This window comes from Brumimicrobium sp. (assembly GCF_048268645.1).
Classification (GTDB): domain Bacteria; phylum Bacteroidota; class Bacteroidia; order Flavobacteriales_D; family Crocinitomicaceae; genus Brumimicrobium; species Brumimicrobium ulvae.
In genome coordinates this window covers 42,253-60,589 of the sequence record NZ_JBLWVE010000015.1, presented here as the reverse complement: position 1 = coordinate 60,589, position 18,337 = coordinate 42,253, and the positions used below count along the sequence as shown (strand labels likewise).

The 18,337-nt window shown below is 36.2% G+C and carries 13 protein-coding genes and 1 tRNA gene; 10 read left to right on the top strand and 4 right to left on the bottom strand.

All coding sequences use genetic code 11. The features are described from left to right. The first annotated feature begins 40 nt into the window (after positions 1 to 40). The 6 genes from ACN0U3_RS11595 to ACN0U3_RS11570 all read left to right on the top strand — a co-directional run bounded on the left by ACN0U3_RS11595 (position 41) and on the right by ACN0U3_RS11570 (position 3,994). Positions 41 to 922 carry a hypothetical protein gene (locus ACN0U3_RS11595; protein WP_417266346.1) on the top strand — a complete coding sequence of 294 codons (882 nt, stop codon included), beginning with the start codon at positions 41 to 43 and terminating at the stop codon, positions 920 to 922. 12 nt (positions 923 to 934) lie between these two features. After that, on the top strand, positions 935 to 1,432 hold the full coding sequence (locus ACN0U3_RS11590) for a hypothetical protein (protein WP_299207631.1): 498 nt from the start codon (positions 935 to 937) through the stop codon (positions 1,430 to 1,432). Positions 1,433 to 1,450: 18 nt separating this feature from the next. Beyond that, complete coding sequence (locus ACN0U3_RS11585; RefSeq protein ID WP_417266345.1) at positions 1,451 to 2,461, top strand: DHH family phosphoesterase; 1,011 nt, start codon at positions 1,451 to 1,453, stop codon at positions 2,459 to 2,461. A gap of 1 nt (position 2,462) precedes the next feature. Then, positions 2,463 to 2,984, top strand: coding sequence for an FKBP-type peptidyl-prolyl cis-trans isomerase (locus ACN0U3_RS11580; protein WP_417266344.1), 522 nt, complete (start codon positions 2,463 to 2,465; stop codon positions 2,982 to 2,984). Positions 2,985 to 2,986: 2 nt separating this feature from the next. After that, positions 2,987 to 3,868 carry an FKBP-type peptidyl-prolyl cis-trans isomerase gene (locus tag ACN0U3_RS11575; RefSeq protein WP_417266343.1) on the top strand — a complete coding sequence of 294 codons (882 nt, stop codon included), beginning with the start codon at positions 2,987 to 2,989 and terminating at the stop codon, positions 3,866 to 3,868. A 51-nt stretch (positions 3,869 to 3,919) separates the two neighbouring features. Then, positions 3,920 to 3,994 (top strand) — tRNA-Pro (locus ACN0U3_RS11570). A 693-nt stretch (positions 3,995 to 4,687) separates the two neighbouring features. Here the strand turns inward: ACN0U3_RS11570 and ACN0U3_RS11565 are convergent. Next, a complete protein-coding gene (locus tag ACN0U3_RS11565; protein ID WP_417266342.1) occupies positions 4,688 to 5,965 on the bottom strand; it encodes a chloride channel protein in 1,278 nt (425 codons plus the stop codon). A 215-nt stretch (positions 5,966 to 6,180) separates the two neighbouring features. Here ACN0U3_RS11565 and ACN0U3_RS11560 point away from each other — a divergent pair, with 215 nt between their 5' ends. Beyond that, complete coding sequence (locus ACN0U3_RS11560) at positions 6,181 to 6,705, top strand: lipocalin family protein (RefSeq protein ID WP_417266341.1); 525 nt, start codon at positions 6,181 to 6,183, stop codon at positions 6,703 to 6,705. 56 nt (positions 6,706 to 6,761) lie between these two features. Next, on the top strand, positions 6,762 to 8,474 hold the full coding sequence (locus ACN0U3_RS11555) for a T9SS type A sorting domain-containing protein (RefSeq protein WP_417266340.1): 1,713 nt from the start codon (positions 6,762 to 6,764) through the stop codon (positions 8,472 to 8,474). Between the two features lie 241 nt (positions 8,475 to 8,715). Here the strand turns inward: ACN0U3_RS11555 and lpdA are convergent, their stop codons facing one another. Both lpdA and ACN0U3_RS11545 read right to left on the bottom strand, forming a co-directional pair. Then, a complete protein-coding gene (lpdA, locus tag ACN0U3_RS11550) occupies positions 8,716 to 10,107 on the bottom strand; it encodes a dihydrolipoyl dehydrogenase (RefSeq protein ID WP_299207275.1) in 1,392 nt (463 codons plus the stop codon). Between the two features lie 189 nt (positions 10,108 to 10,296). Beyond that, positions 10,297 to 12,525, bottom strand: coding sequence for a T9SS type A sorting domain-containing protein (locus tag ACN0U3_RS11545; RefSeq protein WP_417266339.1), 2,229 nt, complete (start codon positions 12,523 to 12,525; stop codon positions 10,297 to 10,299). Between the two features lie 259 nt (positions 12,526 to 12,784). Between ACN0U3_RS11545 and ACN0U3_RS11540 the strand changes: the two genes are divergently transcribed. Further along, positions 12,785 to 14,494, top strand: coding sequence for a M61 family metallopeptidase (locus ACN0U3_RS11540; RefSeq protein WP_417266338.1), 1,710 nt, complete (start codon positions 12,785 to 12,787; stop codon positions 14,492 to 14,494). Positions 14,495 to 14,513: 19 nt separating this feature from the next. On the opposite strand, the gene ACN0U3_RS11535 is transcribed toward ACN0U3_RS11540, so the two are convergent. Beyond that, positions 14,514 to 15,248 carry a hypothetical protein gene (locus ACN0U3_RS11535; RefSeq protein WP_417266337.1) on the bottom strand — a complete coding sequence of 245 codons (735 nt, stop codon included), beginning with the start codon at positions 15,246 to 15,248 and terminating at the stop codon, positions 14,514 to 14,516. A gap of 99 nt (positions 15,249 to 15,347) precedes the next feature. Between ACN0U3_RS11535 and ACN0U3_RS11530 the strand changes: the two genes are divergently transcribed. Continuing rightward, a complete protein-coding gene (locus ACN0U3_RS11530) occupies positions 15,348 to 18,248 on the top strand; it encodes an AsmA-like C-terminal region-containing protein (protein ID WP_417266336.1) in 2,901 nt (966 codons plus the stop codon). The last annotated feature ends 89 nt before the right edge of the window (positions 18,249 to 18,337 follow it).

Below are 18,337 nucleotides of genomic sequence, written 5' to 3'. Positions count from 1 at the left end.
AAATTAATTAAATTTGATCAATATATAAAACGTATAACTTATGTTAAAAAGAACAGTCTACCTATCCTCAATTTTACTGATAGTATTTACTTCCTGTAATTCTGAAGAAAAAGAGGTCAAAGATGTTTCAGATACATTAACAGAAATGGAGTCTGAAAAAGAGGAACCAAAAAATGAAATCGTTTATTCTATTCCTTCACCAAATGAGCAATATGATTTACTGCGTTCATTAAGTGAGAAAGTTGACCCAACGATAGTGAATGATCTTTCTCAATCTTCTAACTATGCTACAGCAGATAAAAAAGCACTTAATTTCGGTGTTTATATTTCCGATGCTGCCTACTTAATGCGATACGAACAAGGAAAAAGTGTGTTCTTGAACTACGTCTCAACATTAGATAAATTAGGACAAGACATTGATATTACAAAGGTGTATGGTGAGGAATTAATCAAACAAGTTGAGGAAGCGGGAGCAGATAGTGAAAAGCTGTTTGAAATTTCATCGCAAAACTATATTTCTGTTTTTGATCAATTGATTGAAAACGAGAAAGGTGTGGAATTGTCATTGATTTTGAGCGGTGCTTGGATAGAAACAATGCATATTCTTTTCCATTCAGCTGGAAATTACGATCAAAACTTTGAAATTGAGGAGTATATTATCGACCAGCGTTATGTTTTAGAAAATCTAACAGGTTTTGTTGAAACTTACGCCGAAGACGATCGTGTTCAGCCGGTGTTGGCTTACCTTAATGAAATCCAAAATGCTTATGATGCTATGGATTGTGAAGAAACTAATTTGAAAGTGAATAAAGATGAAGGAACTGTCATGCTAAACGGTGGTTTATCCTGTCTATTTACTGAAGATTCATTTACAGAAATGAAATCTTTAATTGTAAAAATAAGAACATCTATAATCTCATAAAAAGAAAATATTATGTTTAAATTAATCAATATACTTACCGTCGTAGCGACTTTATCTGCAGGATATTTATTTTCTCAATGTCCACAAGCTAGTAAAGTTATTTCAGTAGATTCAAAAAATGGTTGGGGAGAAAATTCTCAATCTAAATCTGGACAATTGCGTCCAGGAGATACCTATGAAATGAGGTTTATTCTTCAAAGTGGAATCAAATACCGTATACAAGCTGTAGCTGGGGTGGAAGATTTTTCTGCAGACAATGTGGATTTTCAAGTAGTAGGGAAGGAAGTAAATAAAGTTGAGGAAAATGGAAGAGTAAGCTATAAATCCTCAGAAGTGATTCTTTATGACAGTCGAACAGCAACTGCGGAAGAAGAAGCAATCTTTTTGTCTGACCGAATGCAACGCCTAACCATTCGTGTTGAGGTTAAAGGAAACGATGGTGCTGGATTGGTTCAATGTGCTGTTGTTTTAGTGGAAGCCAAGAAAACCCAAAAGTTAGGTTTAAGATAGGTTATTTAAATTTTATTTATGCAAACATTTAATGAGCAAGCTATTGCTCAAGTGAAAAAAGTATTATCCACTTCTAAAAAGATAGTTATTGTAGCCCACAGATCTCCAGATGGAGATTCAATAGGAAGTTCCATCGGACTTTATCATTACTTGCAAAAAAAAGGTTTTGAGGTGAATGTTTGTCATCCCGACCCAGCCCCTTATTTTTTGGAATGGATGACAGGCATAGATGAGATTAAAAATGCTGAAGAGCATACCGATATAGTAAAATCACAAATTCAGAAAGCTGATTTAATATTCTGTTTGGACTTCAATACGATGTCTAGAACAGGTAAATTAGCTGATGATTTGATCAATGCAAATGCTACAAAAATCGTGATCGACCATCATTTGGATCCGAGCGACGAATTTGATATCGTTTTTTCTGAAACTACATCTTGTTCTACAGCACAATTAATCGTTGATTTTATTGATGCCTTAGGTGATATTGAGCTATTGGATAAGAACATCGGTGAAGCATTGTATACAGGAATAATGACGGACAGTGGTTCGTTTAGATTTCCTAGTGTTACTGCCCATACCCATGAGGTAATTGCTACGTTAATGAAAGGAGGCGTTCAACCGTATAAGGTGCATGAAGCTGTCTTTGATACAAATACCTTCGACAAATTGCGCTTAAGAAGTTATGCAATCAATGAAAAAATGGAAATCATAGATGAGCATAAAACAGCAATAACGTGGTTGAATAAAGCTGAACTTGAACGTTTTAATTATGTCAAAGGAGATACGGAAGGATTAGTCAATGTTGGACTTTCAATAATCGGGGTGAGGAAATCTATATTTTTAATGGAAGGTGATGGAATAATTAAAATTTCTTTCCGTTCAAAAGGAGAAGATAATCCAGTAAATGTGATGGCCAATACATATTTTCATGGTGGAGGACACGCCAACGCTTCTGGAGGGAAGTGGGAAGGAAGTATGGATGAAGCCATTGCTAAAATAAAAAGTGTATTGCCTGAATTTGATTGATATGATGCGATTTATTTTGAGCTGTAGTTTGTTGTATTTATTCTTGGTTGCTTGCGAAGGAACTCCAGAAGAAAAACCTTTTATTCCTGAATGGACAAAGGAACAATCCACCACTTTAAATGAAAATTTAAGTAGAGAACAAGACATTCGAATTCGACTCTATTTAGAACAAAGGAAGAATTGGGATGTTATTGATACCGGTTCCGGATTACGCGTTTGGGTATATGAAGACCACGAAGGTCCAACTGCTCAAGAAAACGATCAAGTAGATGTAAAGTTCGAAGTTCGATTATTGAACGACTCATTGATTTACAAATCGGAAGAAGGTGAGTTGAGTACTTTTAAGGTGGATAAATCGGATATTGAAACAGGAGTAATGGAAGGAATAAAATACCTTTCAGAGGGGGATAAAGCAAAGTTGATTGTTCCCAGTCATATTGGACATGGTTTATTGGGAGATTTTAGGAAAATCCCCCCATTAGAGGTGTTGGTTATTGATTTAGAATTGGTTAAAATTTACTAAGCATGAGGATTGTTTATTTTGTTGTTTTATTAATGATTACTCTTTCGTCTTGCGATATCAAAGGAGTAGAAACGAATAGTAAAGATGCTGAAGAGGTGAACTATCTAGAAAATGATACACTTTCCAAAGTCAAAGAAACGGACACTTTAAAGGTGTCCAAAGTTAAAGTCCCAGAAGTTGCAAGTGATACTTTAAAGCTAGAGAATGGAATTACAATAACCTACTTTAAAAAAGGAGAAGGCGAAAAGTTGAAAAAAGGTGACATGATCAAAATAGATTACCGAGCAAAATTAGAGAATGGAAAAATATACGATGGGAATCACATGGTGAAAAAAACATCTATTCCATTTCTTGTAGGCTGGAATCAACAAACACCAGGATGGGATATTGCATTGAAAGAATTACGTGTAGGGGATGATGTTGATGTGTTTTTACCTGCGAAATATGCCCGAGGTGAAAAAGGAATAAAAGGAATAGTACCACCAAACGCCAATAATATCTTATCCATACGTGTATTGGAGAGGTTTGAACCAACTGTTGAAGTAGATGATATACAGATTTGGAAGTACGACGAGTTGAAATCACCAGGAGATTCGATTGGCTTTAAGGATGAAGTTTATCTCAATTACTGGGTGAGTTCTGAGAGTAAACCGCGTTACGACAATAATTATCAAAGAGGGGAGACATTCAAACTCGTTATGGGAGATGGGAATATTGTTCCCGGACTATACAAAGCCTTACATTTTGGTCGAGAGGGAGATCGATTAATGATTAAAATACCAGCAAAAGAGGCCTATGGAAGTGAAGGATTGACAGATTTGGTAAAACCCAATGAAGCTATTTTTTACGATATCCAAATAGGTAAAGTAATCAAGACTAAATAAGCTTTGAAATCAATAATAATTATATATTTGTCTTTCCTACGAAATCAATTTCGGGATGTAGCTTAGTCCGGTTAAAGTGCTCGTCTGGGGGGCGAGAGAGCGGAGGTTCGAATCCTCTCATCCCGACAATAAAAATGTTTGCCGGAGGCAAACAAACAAACCCCAGTAAAATCATCTGAAAATTTATTTTCAAGAGATTTTATTGGGGTTTGTTTGTACGTTCGCAGAACGTTAAACATTTTTATTGTACGACCTCCCTCAAGGATCACGTAGCGCAGCGGAGTAATCCGACGGAGTTAATACGATGATTTATTTTCAAGAGATTTTATCGGGGTTTGTTTGTACGTTCGCAGAACGCTGAAGGAGTAATGAGCAAGAGCATAGGGCAAGAGTGTAAAGCATAGGGCTGTATTGATTTCCCTCGAATTCTTAGTTCTAAATCTTATAATAAGCTTTTGCTATACTTGCGGAGAATCATTTGGACTTATGTTTTATTCCTCCTTCTCCTCCTTCAATTGTGACTTGATAAAAGGGATTTTTGGAGCTAAAAAATAGCCCGTTAAACATTTTTATTGTACGACCTCCCTCAAGGATCACGTAGTGCAGCGGAGTAATCCGACGGAGTTAATACGATGATTTATTTTCAAGAGATTTTATTGGGGTTTGTTTGTACGTTCGCAGAACGCTGAAGGAGTAATGAGCAAGAGCATAGGGCAAGAGTGTAAAGCATAAGGCTGTATTGATTTCCCTCGAATTCTTAGTTCTAAATCTTATAATAAGCTTTTGCTATACTAGCGGAGAATCATTTGGACTTATGTTTTATTCCTCCTTCTCCTCCTTCAATTGTGACTTGATAAAAGGGATTTTTGGAGCTAAAAAATACCCAGTTAGACTTGCAAATAAAATTGGAATTAAATAGGTAAACCCTGTCAATGTAGCAATTAGAATTGTGGTACTCATTGGTGTTCTTGTAACTGTAGAGTTTATGGCCGCCATACAGCAAATAATGGCCAAAGAAGCATTGATGTCTGGAAACAATTCATTAATGATAAGACCTAACGTTGCACCCACAAAAAACATGGGAATAATAAAACCTCCACGCCAACCAGAAGTAACAGTGATAGAGATGGCAGTAATTTTAAAAAATAAAATAGCCAATAACATGGATAGGGTAAAAGGTGTATTCAAAAGTTCATTTACCTCATGGTGACTAAAGTACCTGGTGATTGGAAAGACAAATGAAATGCAACCCAATAGAATTCCACCAATCAACATTTTAAGGTAAATAGGAAGAGGTTTCCATTCAAAAAGTTTTTTGAATCCACGTGTAAAATAAATAAAATACCATCCAATAGCCGCTGCGATTATTCCATAGAGAACAGCTAAACCAAAATCAAATAGACCTTCATATTCATAAACAGGTACCTCCCATATCGCACCTAATCCAAGACTTATGATAATGGCAAAGACCATATAGCTAAATAAACTAGAGACAAGAGCAGGAGTAATTGCTTTATAATATTGAACAATATGTTTGTGGTGGAGTATTTCTAGTGCAAATAAACTACCTCCCAAAGGTGCGCCAAATAAAGCTGTAAATCCAGCTGCCATACCGGCAATACTCATTGAGCGAAGTTCTTCACCTTTCAATCGAAATACTTTTCCTAACCAAGTCCCAGTTGAACCTGTAACTTGTACCAAAGGTGCTTCAGGACCTAAACTTCCACCCGAACCAACACATAGAAGTGAAGAAAGAATCATTGATGGATTTCGTTTAGGATCGAGTTTTCCTTTGTTAAAACGAATGTTGTTAACGATTAAAGATATTTCTCCAGGGTCACCAATAAAGTGTATAATCAAACCTGCTAAAAAACCTGAAAAAGCCATGGTTGGAATGACTAACCATCCTTCAAATTGACCTAAAATCCCAATGACTATTTCAAGTACGATCCAATATATTCCTGCAATAAGACCTCCCATTATTCCTAGAAGTGCCCATAGAAAAAAGGCCCTGCTGAATAGAAAAGGATTAAACCGAACAGGTTGATCCAGAATATTTACATAATTGACGAGTTTTCTCCTGCTTTTTAATTTCACCTTGTTGTTTTCTCGATTGAATGGCTAAAATTAATAATTAACCAAAGGAGTAACAGGTGATTTTGTCTTTTATTCTAAAGAAATAGTAGCTATGCATTGGTTCCTTATCCCATAAAGCTAATCATCAATTCCTACAGCTTTGTAATTGAATATTCTACCTGTTTTTTGGATGCTTGTTGAATGATAATTATTATTTTACGATAAAATTAAAACAGATGAAAGGTTTCGGTTTATTGGTATTGTTGTTTGGATTGTTTGGTTGTGCAAGTATTCCAAAAAAGGCTAAGGCAGTTAATCATTTTAAAATAGATAAATACCTTGGGAAATGGTATGAAATAGCACGCTTTGATTTTCGTTTTGAAAGAAATTTAATCAACACTACAGCCGAATATTCGCTCAATAAAGATGGCTCTGTAAAGGTTTTAAATAAGGGTTTTAACTACCTTAAGAATGAATGGACTTCAGCTGAAGGGAAAGCAAAATTTGTTGGAAATCAAGAGGTAGCTCAACTAAAAGTGTCCTTCTTTGGTCCTTTTTACACAGGGTATAATGTGATTGCATTAGAAGGAGATTACGAATATGCTTTAGTCGCTGGAAAGAACCTGAAATACTTGTGGATTCTTTCTCGTACTCCAACTATTCCCGACGACATTAAAACTAAATTCTTAGAAAAAGCAAATGAGATTGGATATAACACCGAGGAAATGATTTGGGTAGAGCATACGCAAAATAAAAATTAACAATATTCTAATGAACTCCTGAGAAGTTAATCCGTGATTTTACTTAATTTCGTAAAATGAAGTATTTATTTTACCTATTTATTGCTGTTTCGACATTCGCTTCAGCTCAAGATGAGACCCTATCTATTGTTTCGTATAATCTTTTGAATTTTCCTGATGGTAGAAATGACTGTGGTAACACTCTAGTTGTACCTAATCGTGCAGATACTTTAAAGAAAATTACGGATTACCTCCAACCCGATATTTTTGTGGCGTGTGAAGTCCAAACGCAAGCAGGAGTTGATGCTGTGTTGACAGACGCCCTGAACGCCAATGGAAACACCAACTATATTGCCGCTAATTTTAATGGGAATGGATATTTGCACAATGCCATGTTTTATAATTCAGATAAACTAGTGCTTAAAAGTCAGCATGTTGTGGAAAGCCTACCTCGTCCTATCGATCACTATATTTTGTATTTAAAAGACCCAAACTTGGACGTGTATTATGATACTACATTTATCGAAGTGTATATGACACATTTAAAAGCCGGGAACAACAGTAGTAGTGAAGCACAAAGAGAAACACAAACACAAGTATTAATGAATTACATTGCTGGACGTCCAAGCGATCGTAACATTTTCGTTTGTGGGGATTTTAATGTGTATAGCGCAAATGATGATGGATATCAAAACATGACAACAGGAACTTTTGCATTGAAAGATCCAATCAATCAACCTGGAAATTGGAACAACAGTTCTTCTTATGCAGCGCTACATACTCAATCTACGCGTTCAGGACAAAGCATTGATTGCGGTTCACAAGGGGGAATGGATGACCGTTTTGATCAAATTTTAGTTTCTCAAAACGTGATGAACAACACCGATAATGTAGAGTATCAAACAGGAAGCTACCGTGCAGTGGGGAATGATGGAAATCATTTTAATTCAAGTTTATTTTCAGGGTCTAACAGCATGTATCCTACATCAGTTGTACGTGCGCTTTATTATATGTCAGATCATTTACCTGTAGAATTGAAGGTTGATGTAACTTATCCTACCGAAAATGGACTTGCTTTAGTGCCTTCTGTCAGTAAGCCTTCATGTTTTGGAAGTACTGATGGAGAAATTACTGTGACTCCTCATTTGGGTCAAGCTCCATATACATATCAGTGGGACAATAATGCGGGGAATCAAACTACGGCTACGGCAACGGGCTTAGGAGCAGGAACTTATTGTGTTACAATTACAGATGATCTTGGGGAGGTGGATAGCTACTGTGTTACCTTAACACAACCAGATGCAATGCAGTTTAATTCATTCATTACTCCTGATAATTCAGGGAATTGCACTGGTAATATTCAATTACTTATTGGAGGAGGAGTAGAGCCTTATGCTTATTCGTGGACACAATTGCCTGGACAAACAGGTCCTTTAGCTGAGAATTTATGCATGGGCTCTTATGATATTATTGTTACCGATGCCAATGGATGTGAATTGGAAATCAATCGACAAGTGGGTGGAATAGCAGGACTTACTCCAGAAGTAAATGGAGAATTTAAAGTTCAGTTGTATCCAAATCCTGTTCAAGAAAAGCTGACCATTCGTGCAGAAAAAGAAATTAGTAATGTCCGTATAATGAATGTTATGGGGAAAACAATGAATGTTCAACACCTCCAAATAGAAGAAAATCTATACGAGTTGAATACTGGCTCTCTAGCTTCTGGAACTTATATTGTTTTGATGAAAATTGATGACGTTTGGATGAATGCAAGAGTTATTAAGAAGTAAAAAACCAATATTTAATTTTAAAGAAAGAGAAAAAAACTTGTCTAAAATTGGTTTGTGTGGAAAATTTCAAACCCGTACTTTTTTTAATTATTAGTTTTATACAATTGCGCGCTGAAGGTACAGCTCAACTCTGTTAATTTTGGTTCTTCAATTTAGAATACAGCAAGATAAATTTCAATCAAAAAGAAAAGCGGGAAACCATTAAGTTTCCCGCTTTTTCAATATATAATTGTCGATCGACTTATAAATGAATTACTTCATCATAAGCTGCAGCAGCTGCTTCCATAACAGCCTCTGACATTGTTGGGTGAGGATGAACAGTTTTGATCAATTCTTCACCTGTTGTTTCTAGTTTTCTAACTGCTACTAATTCAGCAATCATTTCAGTTACGTTCATACCAATCATATGACCACCTAATAACTCACCGTATTTAGCATCAAAAATCAATTTAACGAATCCTTCGTTTGCTCCAGCAGCACTTGCTTTACCAGAAGCTGAGAAAGGGAATTTTCCGATTTTCAATTCATATCCAGCTTCTTTCGCTTGCTCTTCAGTATATCCAACTGAAGAAATTTCAGGTGAAGCATAAGTACAACCTGGGATATTGTTGTAGTCTAAAGGTTCTGGATTATGTCCAGCAATTTTCTCTACACAAAGAATTCCTTCTGCACTTGCGACGTGAGCTAATGCTTGTCCAGGAACACAATCTCCAATTGCATAGTAACCTGGTATGTTTGTTTGGTAGTAGTCATTCACTAAAATTTTACCTTTATCTGTAGCAATTCCTACGTCCTCAAGTCCAATTCCTTCAATGTTTGCTTCAATACCAACTGCAGATAAAACAACATCACATTCAATTGTTTCTTCTCCTTTTTTGGTTTTAACATGTGCTGTACATTTACCGCCTTTTACGTCAACTTTTTCAACTGAAGAACTCGTCATTACTTTAATGCCTTGTTTTTTCAAGCTTTTAGTTAACTCTTTCGATACATCTTTATCTTCAACAGGAACAATTCTGTCTTGGAATTCAACAACTGTTACATCAGTTCCTAATGAGTTGTAAAAATAAGCGAACTCAATTCCGATCGCTCCAGAACCTACAACAACCATTTTCTTTGGTTGCTTTTCTAAAGACATTGCTTCTCTGTAACCAATAATATTTTTACCATCTTGAGGAAGATTCGGTAATTGACGAGAGCGTGCTCCTGTAGCAATAATCACTCCTTTCGAAGCTGCGTAAACCTCTTTCTTTCCGTTGTCATCAGTAACTTCAACTTTCTTTCCAGCGATCACTTTACCGAATCCGTTGATGACATCAATTTTGTTCTTCTTCATTAAGAATTGAACACCTTTACTCATTCCTTCAGCAACACCACGGCTTCTTTTAATAATTGCACCAAAGTCAGCTTTTGCATCCTTTACTGTAATTCCGTAATCCTCTGCATGATTCAAGTAATCAAATACATTTGCACTTTTCAATAATGCTTTTGTTGGAATACAACCCCAGTTCAAACAAACACCACCTAGTGATTCTTTTTCTACTACAGCTGTTTTTAATCCCAACTGTGAAGCGCGGATTGCTGTAACATATCCTCCTGGTCCACTTCCAACAACAATAATATCGTAATTCATATTCTAAGATTTTTCAAAATTTCGTAGTGCGAATTTAATGATTTAAGCCTTAAAAAGCGGATATTGATTGAGAATTTTTCAACATCTAAGAAGAATACTGAAAAATCATGTCAAACCCCTTATTAAAAAAGAGAAAAGGCCTGCCGTAATAGAGCAGACCTTAACTTATTTAATCGTGTGATTCAAAATTTAATTGATGATCAGTCGCGCGGAATTAACATTGTTTTTAGTAACAATAATTACTGTATATACGCCTTGACCGTAGCTTTTGGTGTCTACATTTATGGTTTGCATTCCTTTTTTTAGCTCTTTTATGTTGTTATACTTTTCTTTCCCTAAGGCATCAATGATTTTAATTTGATATGCTCCTGTGGTGGGGAAGTCAAATGCAATGGCCACCTTTTCTTTTGCTGGGTTTGGAATCAGTTGAATGTTCTGATTTTCACTGTTTCTTTGAACTGTTTTAATGTCTGTATACTCTGTATTCCCATCCATATCTACAATTCCTAATTTATAGTAGGATACGCCAAGCAATGGACGTTCATCTTTAAATTGATAGTGTAAAGTCTGATTTGAATTTCCTGCACCTTTGATTTTTTCCAAAACTTCAAATTCTTTACCGTCCTGTGAACGATAAACTTCAAAGTAGTCATTGTTAGTCTCTGTTTCTGTGGTCCATTCGAGGAGCACACTTTTACCCAGGTTCTCCACATTAAACGCTGTTAGAGAAACAGCCAAAGGACATTCTATTTGGAATTGGGCAGTTCGTGTTACTCCACAAGCATCTGTAACATCCACAGCAACGGTTTGACCTGTGTATGGATAAGGTTGAATGGATATTGTTGGTGTAGTTGCACCAGTGCTCCATGAATAAGAATAACCTGGAACACCATACTCTGGTGTAGGGTCAAGGGTAACGTTCCCTCCAGAACAGCTCACAGGTGTGATGTTTAAACTTCCATTTCCTGTGGATTGATTTCCGAGGGTTTCGAGAGTATGACCTTCTAGAGTCATTGACCATGTGTTGTTAGGCATCCATTGACAGTTGTCTCCACAATTTCCACCTATAGAACAATAGCAATAGGAATTTTGCATTTGAAAGGTTACGCTTCCATTACAAGCAGCACCTAAACAACTGCCTAATTCGGTGAAAACATCAATGTTTGTAGCTGTACATGTCCCTGAAGAACTACCGGTACAACTCCAAAATGATGAGGAAGCTGCTGGTGATGCACCGCATGGGCTTGTGATTTTAAATCCAGCCTCATTTAACCAGCATGAATAACAAGTATATCCACTTAATGATTGATAAAATGCATTGAAAGTAGTACCTGTAATGGTTGAGTTAGCAGGTCTTGGTACAGATAAGTTATAATTACAAGATCCAGTACTACTACAAAATGCTCCATTGTATTGAAAACTCATCCATCCACTCGTTTGAGTAGCTGTTGAAGTAACCAATGGATCAATAATTAATGGATAAACTGCATCTTCATGTATAACCCAATCTGCTGGAACAAATAGTTCTAATTGCGTATTGTTTAATTCATAATAAAAAGAGGGGGAACGTTGTTTAATACCACTCTGATCATATCCAAAAGCTTTTGCTATTTCAAAACGCTTTACATTGATTTCGTCTCTTATGTAATATTCACCATATCTGTTACCGATGGAGTCAAACATTTCTTTATCTCCTTCTACTATTGTATAATCTTCAGGTAATATTAGATTGTCTGAGAATCTTAAAAAACTCACCTGCTCAAGATACGTTAATTCATCGTTGATTACATAGTTTGTTTTTACCTTGTCTAGTTCATAAGAAATGGTAATGTCAATTCCATCCCATGCATCAGTGATGTAGATTCCTTCTTCTCCTACAGTATAATTGCTCCAATTTGCTTGACCTAAATTGACCTCTGTATCATCATTTTTTATTAAGGTAAGTGTTAATTCATTATTGAATTTCAATTCCTTTTCGCCGATGAAAAAAGAAGAGTTTCTCCCGCTTATATCCAATTGAGTAGGTGTGTCTTGATTATCGCTTCGATAGATGTAATTCCCTTTATGACTCAAGCGTGGATCATAGGTTAATAATTGGCCCTCTTTTTCATAATGAAACAAACCATATATTGCTTGAGAATAAAAGTGTGTTCCATTTGAATTGTGCTCAACATATAGTTTAGTGCTATCTGTTCTTTTGTGTATCAATTCAAAACAATTGTCACAAGGTGCATTGTATGCAACTTTACCAAATTCTGGATGGTTATGATACTCTTTTGGAGTCAAGAGGTACATTTCCTCAGTAACCTTTGGTACATTGTCTTTGAATTTTGTGTAGTTGTATTGTTTGGATTCCATTTGTCCCAAAACAGAGGTGCCCAAAATTAGGCCACCCGAAAGTAGTAGTAGTTTGTACATAGTATAGTTATTTAGCGTTTCAAACATAACAATATTAATTGATGTTTTGCCTTAATGGGTTATAAATTCTTTTCTGTCGGGTTTAGTTGTGGTTTAATCGATGAGTGGGACTGTCGGAAAACCCATTGCTTTTTAAGGATTAGTCACAAGGTATGGTGTGAACTGGGCGTGATTCAAGCATAAATAAGATGGGCTTTACTTGTGGTATATTCCTGCTTAAATTCAATTTATTTATATCTTTAAGAAAAAAAAATTGAGCATGAAATTTACTTTTGACGTTAAGTCTCCACAACAACAATACATTCAAATTACTGCAGAACTAAAAGTTTCTGGGAACGAAACCAAGGTCTTTTTTCCAGCTTGGCGTCCGGGAAGGTATGAATTGGGTGACTTCGCAAAGAATGTTAATCATTTTCAAATTCATAACGGAAGTGGACAGGCTTTGCCGTTTGTAAAAGAAAACAAAAATACATGGATTGTTCAAACAGAAGGATGTTCCACGATTACGGTGAAATATAGTTATTATGCAACGGATATGAATGCTGGGTCTACATTCCTAGATGCTTCCCAATTGTATGTAAATCCGGTTAATTGCTGCCTCTTTACTGAAGAAGAATACAATGACCCGATTTCAGTTCGCTTAAATATTCCTGAATCATGGAAGGTAGCTCATTCTCTTAAGGTCGAAAACAATATCTTCGTAGCGGAAAACTACGATGAGTTGGCGGACAGTCCTTTTATCTGTTCTGCAGATCTGCAAAAGTCAAGTTATGAATTCAAAGGAACTACTTTTTATATTTGGTTCAATGGTATTGTAAAGCCAAACTGGGAGAAACTGATCAGAGACTTTAAGGCTTTTACTGAAGCACAAGTCAATCGATTTGAAAGTTTCCCTACCAAAGAATATCATTTCTTATTTCAAATCTTACCCTATAAAACTTACCATGGTGTGGAGCATTCTAAATCTACTGTCATCACCTTAGGTCCAAGTTATGCCGTTTTTGAAGAATTATATAAGGAATTGTTGGGGGTGAGCTCTCACGAACTTTACCATACTTGGAACGTGAAGTCTATTCGTCCTGAGGAAATGGTTCCGTATGATTTTAAACAAGAGAATTATTCTGAACTTGGATACATTGCGGAAGGTGTTACAACTTACATGGGAGATTTGATGCTTTATAAGGCTGGGGTGTTTAATACGGAACAGTATTTTTTAGAAATGAATAACCAAATCCAACGTCACATGGATAACTTTGGGCGATTCAATTATTCTGTTGCTGCTTCATCTTTTGATACTTGGTTAGACGGATATGTAGCAGGTGCTCCAGGTAGAAAAGTGTCTATCTATACGGAAGGTTGTCTTTTGTCTTTTATGATTGATGTTCTGATCTTGAAAAATACTTCAAATCAGCACGGACTAGATGATGTTATGCGCAATTTGTATCATGATTTTGGTGCGAAAGGCATCGGAGTGTCAAGGGAAGTCTATCAAGGTGAAATAGAAAAAATCGCTGGAGTTTCTCTACAGTGGTTCTTTGAGGATTATGTTTATGGTACAAAAACCTATACTACACTCCTTGATGAATGTTTCGAGTACCTAGGTGTTGATATTCACAGCGAACCTGTTTCTAGCTTCATCGCTGCTTATTTAGGGGCGAAAACAATGGAGGTGAATTCTGAAACAGTTGTTGTGGCTTTGTATCCGGGTGCTCCATTGGATGTCTCTGGGATGATGCTCGGCGATAAAGTCGTTTCGGTGAATGGTGTAGCGGTAAGCAATGATGCCGATCGATGGATTCAGTTTTTCCATGATGAGAATAAAGAAATCGTTGTGAATAGAAAAGGACGTTTGCTTACTTTACAAGTTCCAAAATCAGAAAAAGTCTTTTATCAAAGGTATTTTCTTAAGAAGAATGAACAAGCCAATGCAAGCCAAGTCGAAGCTTTTGATGCATGGAGTAAAGGGTAGAATACCTTGGTGAAAGTGCTTATAAGTAAACCTCTACGCCAATGTTAAAGCCTAAAGCAAAAGCTTTTCGAATGTATGGAGATTGAGCATTGAAATTATTGGTCAATTGTCTTCTTCCTTCAACCATTAGAAATAATCCATAATGTTTGTTCAGTTTAACCTGTGTCCCAAGTGTTGCAACTGCATCGATTAGAAACATGTTGAACTTATCTCTTTCTGTTGTGGTCGATGTTTGTTCTTTTCCAAAAGGATCTAAAACAGTTTCTTCGTGCTTCATTGAGAGAAAGGCTTTCGGAATTATTCCAAGGCCTCCATAGAATGAAATGTCTTCTCCAAAAGTATATGCTATTCGAATAGGGAAGGAGATGTGTCGATAAGTATTGTTATAACGGTATACCGAATCCGTTTTTGTATAATCGAATGATTCTTTGTTGCTGGCGTATCCAACACCGATCTCCAATTTCAAGAAGTCGTGGATTTTAGTTCGGGCTCCTAGATTAAATCCTGCGGTCCACTCTCCGGATTCGTCTGCTCTGTGTCCAATCGATTTCCCAAATAAACCCTCGTTGACCTCTAGGGTTCGGAAGGTGTAGGCCGGGCTAACCCCAAAGTAAATCTCAGTTCCTTGTTTTGGTTTTGTTGGCTTTTCTTTTTTTACTATTTGTGTTTCTTCTTCTTTTGTTTCATTTGAAACGATTTGAGCATTCCCGAAGATGCCGAAGATTAAGAATAAGACGGTTAAATATTTTTTCATGTTGTTAATATATGTCAAGAGATTTTAGAATCGAAAATTTCACTTATATTTAGCTAATTAAAGCATAATTTTAAAATTTAACTAAGTAAAACTATATTTATGTCCCCAAAAAAAGAGAAAAAGAAAAAATCTTTGTTCGGAAAAATTCTGAAATATACAGGATTAGCTTTTTTATTGATGATCATTACGGTTATCCTGATTCCTATCTTTTTTAAAGATGAGTTAAAAGAACTGGCTTTAGCAGAAGCCAACAAAATGTTAAAAGCGGAAGTAGCAGTTGGAGATTTCGATTTAACGATCTTTTCTTCTTTCCCAAAAATGAAGTTGGTGTTTGATGACGTTTCAGTGACTGGAAGAGATGAATTTGAAGGAGTGAAACTGGTCGACTTAAAAGCTTTTGAAGCGAAGCTTGATTTCTGGAGTGTAATCAACATGGAGGATATCTCAGTTCGTTCGGTGCGATTAATAGAGCCGAATATTCATGTGAAAGTACTTGAATCTGGTTTGGCCAATTACGATATCGTAAAGTCTACTGAAGAAATGGCTGAAGAAGGAGAAGATACAAGTGACTCTCCATTTAAGTTCTCTTTGGAGTATTATGAAATTAAGGATGGTAACATCGTGTATGATGATCGACTTTCTGCTTTGTTTGCTGAGATAGTAAATATTAATCATTCAGGTTCAGGAGATATGACCGCAGATGTGATTGATTTTAAAACGCTGACTTCTATGGATGAGTTAAGTTTCAAGATGGCAGGTTTGTCTTATTTGTCTAAAGTAAAGACAGACTTAGATATGGAAATCCTTATGGAGTTCAAAGAAGAAAGTAGCAAGTTTACCTTAAAGGAAAATGAATTGAGCTTGAATGCTTTGACACTTTCATTTGATGGGTTTTATGAAATGCTTGAAGACCATGACAACATGGATTTAAAGTTAATCGCCAGCAATACAAGTTTTAAAGATTTGCTTTCCTTGGTTCCTGCCTTTTACCATACTGGATATGAAAGTATGATTGCAAAAGGAAACTTGAGTTTGGATGCTTTTGTGAAAGGTCAGCTAGATGATTCTCGTTTCCCCGCTTGGGATTTCGCAGCAAAAGTAAATGGCGCTTCGATTGCTTATCCTGATATGCCAGCAACGATTGATAATGTGAGTATTGTTGCGGGTTCTAAATTCCCTGGTGGATCTAACTTGGACCTCATGACGATTGATGTGGATCAATTGAAAGCCACTTTCGTAGGAAATACCATTGATGCAAATTTCTATATGAAAAACCCGATGACAGATCCATACATGAAGTCTAAGCTTAACCTGAATGTTGACTTAGCTACAATTGGTCAAGTCTATCCTTTAGAAGAAGGTGAAGAGTACAATGGGAAATTGACTTCAGATATTTCTATTGAGGGAAGAATGTCTACTTTGGAAAAAGAAGAATACGAAAAGTTTGATGCGAAAGGGACTTTACGTTTGCAAGAAATGCACTATGCATCAAAAGATTTACCTGCTCCTGTAGATATTCAAAATTTAATCTTTGAATTCTCTCCTCAGCAATTAAAACTCGCAGAGTTGAAAGCGAAAATGGGAAGAAGTGACTTCTCTATGGACGGAGACGTGAAGAATTACATGGGGTATTTATTCAACGATGGAGACTTACAAGGTGTTTTCAATTATCATTCTGACCTATTGGATGTAGATGAAATTATGCCGCCTTCAGAAGAGGGAGCTTCAACTGAAGGAACCAGTGAATCTAGTGCAGCAGAAACAACGACTGCAGATGCGGGAGAAACTGTTCTTGTTCCAGAAAAAATTGATTTCGTTTTAAACACTAGTATCAACAAGGTGATTTACGATGGGATGAACATTGAACACCTGAAAGGACGTGTATTGTTGAAGGATCAAGAAGCCATTTTAGAGGGCTTAACTATGCAAACTCTTGGAGGAACTGTTGGATTAAGTGGTAAATACAATACCCAAGACAAAACTACACCTAAAATGGACTTTAGTTATAGCCTGAAAGAATTAGATATTCAGCAATTGGCTTCAAATTTCTTGACAATAGATAAGTTGGCTCCAGTGGCGAAGTATGCTCAAGGTAAAATTTCTTCTGATTTTTCAATGACGACAAATCTCACCTCTAATTTTGAGCCTGTTTATAACACCTTGACAGGGAATGGTTCTTTGTTCTCTAATCAAGTGAAAATATCAGGATTTGAACCTTTGGAGAAGCTAGCAGATGCAATTGAAATTAAAAAGTTAAGCAATCAAACGATAGACAATATCAAAGCAAGCTTCGAGTTCAACGATGGAAAGGTAAAAGTAAAACCCTTTAACATTAAACTGGGGAATATCAATACAACAGTCGGAGGAACAACTTCTTTCGAACAGGACATTGACTATGAACTTCAAATGAATATACCAAAAGAAGAAATCCCTGGTAGTTTGTTGAAGTATGCTGAACAAGCCATTGCAAAGGCGAAAAATATTCCTGGTTTTAATATGAAAGAATTGCCTGCAAATATTCCAGTTACTGCTTTGGTAACTAACAAAGTGAAAGATCCAAAGATTCAAACGAACATTAAAGAGAAATTGCTCGAACTTGGAGGTGATATAAAGGGAGGAGTTAAAGACCTTGTGGATGATAAAGTTCAGGAAGCCAAGGATAGCGTTAAAGCAGTAGTGGATGACAAAATAGAAGAAGCAAAAGCGGAATTGGAAAAGAGAAAGCAAGAAGTGATTGATGCTGCACAAAAGCAAGCGGATAACATCAAGGCTGAAGGTAAAAAACTTGCTGATCAAACCAGAAGTGAAGCAGATAAAAGAGCGCAAAATGTTATCGATCGTGCCGGATCAAACCTTTTAGAAAAGAAAGCAGCTGAGGTAAGTGCCAAGAAAATTCGCGAAGAAGGTGAGAAGGCAGCACAAAAAATAGAAAACGAAGCCAATACAAGAGCTGATAATGTTATGAAAACGGCGAGAGAAAAAGCAGAAAATCTGAAATAAAAGATTTGAAGTAGAAAAAGCTTAAGAACTGTTTCTAAAGTCAATTTTTGTAATAAGAGTGATAGGTGTTTCATTTTTGAGACACCTAT

Bases quoted from the DNA above. Each gene is read 5' to 3' on its own strand.
- ACN0U3_RS11585 (WP_417266345.1), top strand. From the start codon at position 1,451: ATGCAAACATTTAATGAGCAAGCTATTGCTCAAGTGAAAAAAGTATTA.
- ACN0U3_RS11545 (WP_417266339.1), bottom strand. From the start codon at position 12,525: ATGTACAAACTACTACTACTTTCGGGTGGCCTAATTTTGGGCACCTCT.
- ACN0U3_RS11540 (WP_417266338.1), top strand. From the start codon at position 12,785: ATGAAATTTACTTTTGACGTTAAGTCTCCACAACAACAATACATTCAA.
- ACN0U3_RS11555 (WP_417266340.1), top strand. From the start codon at position 6,762: ATGAAGTATTTATTTTACCTATTTATTGCTGTTTCGACATTCGCTTCA.
- ACN0U3_RS11580 (WP_417266344.1), top strand. From the start codon at position 2,463: ATGATGCGATTTATTTTGAGCTGTAGTTTGTTGTATTTATTCTTGGTT.
- ACN0U3_RS11530 (WP_417266336.1), top strand. From the start codon at position 15,348: ATGTCCCCAAAAAAAGAGAAAAAGAAAAAATCTTTGTTCGGAAAAATT.
- ACN0U3_RS11595 (WP_417266346.1), top strand. From the start codon at position 41: ATGTTAAAAAGAACAGTCTACCTATCCTCAATTTTACTGATAGTATTT.
- ACN0U3_RS11575 (WP_417266343.1), top strand. From the start codon at position 2,987: ATGAGGATTGTTTATTTTGTTGTTTTATTAATGATTACTCTTTCGTCT.
- ACN0U3_RS11590 (WP_299207631.1), top strand. From the start codon at position 935: ATGTTTAAATTAATCAATATACTTACCGTCGTAGCGACTTTATCTGCA.
- lpdA (WP_299207275.1), bottom strand. From the start codon at position 10,107: ATGAATTACGATATTATTGTTGTTGGAAGTGGACCAGGAGGATATGTT.
- ACN0U3_RS11535 (WP_417266337.1), bottom strand. From the start codon at position 15,248: ATGAAAAAATATTTAACCGTCTTATTCTTAATCTTCGGCATCTTCGGG.
- ACN0U3_RS11560 (WP_417266341.1), top strand. From the start codon at position 6,181: ATGAAAGGTTTCGGTTTATTGGTATTGTTGTTTGGATTGTTTGGTTGT.